1 protein-coding gene is annotated in these 1,410 nt (G+C 75.4%); it reads left to right on the top strand.

Translation table 11 applies throughout. The features are described from left to right. Positions 1–1,410, top strand: a 1,410-nt coding sequence (locus tag AE652_RS41390; RefSeq protein ID WP_049661151.1) for a DEAD/DEAH box helicase, incomplete at both ends; no start/stop codon positions are given.

Genomic DNA, 1,410 nt, shown 5'->3' with positions numbered 1-1,410 from the left:
GACCGCCCGCGCAAGCCGCGCGGCCGCAGCGGCGCCCCCAAGCAGGCCCGCCCCGCCGCCGCCCCCGAGGCCACCGACTTCACCGTGGTCCAGGGCACCCCGGCCCGGCCCCCGGCGGCGTCCTTCGCCGAGCTGGAGATGCCCAAGGCGATCCTCTCCGCGCTCGGCCGCCAGGGCGTCACCGAGCCCTTCCCGATCCAGGCCGCCACGCTGCCCGACTCGATCGCCGGGCGCGACGTCCTCGGCCGCGGCCGCACCGGCTCCGGCAAGACCCTGGCCTTCGGCCTCCCGCTGCTCGCCCGCACCGCCGGGCGCCGCGCCGACGCCCGGTACCCGCTGGCGCTCGTCCTGGTGCCGACCCGCGAGCTGGCCCAGCAGGTCACCGAGGCGCTCACCCCGTACGCGACCGCCGTCAACCTGCGGATCACCACCGTCGTCGGCGGCATGTCGATCAACAAGCAGGCCAACGCGGTGCGCCGCGGCACCGAGGTCCTGGTGGCCACCCCGGGCCGGCTGGACGACCTGATCGGGCGCGGCGACGTCAACCTCTCCGACGTCGCGATCACCGTCCTCGACGAGGCCGACCAGATGGCCGACATGGGCTTCCTGCCGCAGGTCAGCAAGCTGCTGGAGCAGGTCGCCGAGGGCGGGCAGCGGATGCTGTTCTCCGCCACCCTGGACCGCAACGTCGACCGGCTGGTCAAGCGCTTCCTGACCGACCCGGTGACCCACTCGGTCGACCCCTCGGCCGGCGCGGTCACCACCATGGACCACCACGTCCTCCAGCTGGAGCAGGCCGACAAGGCCTCCGCCACCGCGCACATCGCCTCCCGCGACGGCCGCGTGATCATGTTCGTGCACACCAAGCACGGCGCCGACCGGCTGGCCAAGCAGCTGCTCGCCAACGGCGTGAAGGCCGCCGCGCTGCACGGCGGCAAGTCCCAGCCGCAGCGCAACCGGGTCCTGGACCAGTTCCGGGACGGCCACGTCACCGCGCTCATCGCGACCAACGTCGCCGCCCGCGGCATCCACATCGACGGCCTGGACCTGGTCGTCAACGTCGACCCGCCGGTCGACCACAAGGACTACCTGCACCGCGGCGGCCGCACCGCCCGGGCCGGCGAGTCCGGGACGGTCGTCACCCTGGTGCTGCCCGAGCAGCGCCGCGAGGTCAACCGGCTGATGACGACGGCCGGCATCCGCCCGACCGTCACCAAGATCCGCCCGGGCGACGCCGACCTCACCCGGATCACCGGCGCCCGCACCCCCAGCGGCGTGGCCGTGACGCTGGCCGTACCGGTCACCGCCGACCAGGCCGCCGGGGCCAAGGGCGGCGCCGACAAGCCCGCCGGGGCCAAGTCCGGCACCCCCCGCCGCCGGCCCGGCAAGCGCTCCGCGCTGCCCGCCGAC

Source organism: Kitasatospora sp. MY 5-36 (assembly GCF_001182915.1).
Classification (GTDB): Bacteria; Actinomycetota; Actinomycetes; order Streptomycetales; family Streptomycetaceae; genus Kitasatospora.
Note: the sequence above shows the minus strand (reverse complement) of the source record. Positions and strands in the feature narration are given on the sequence as shown.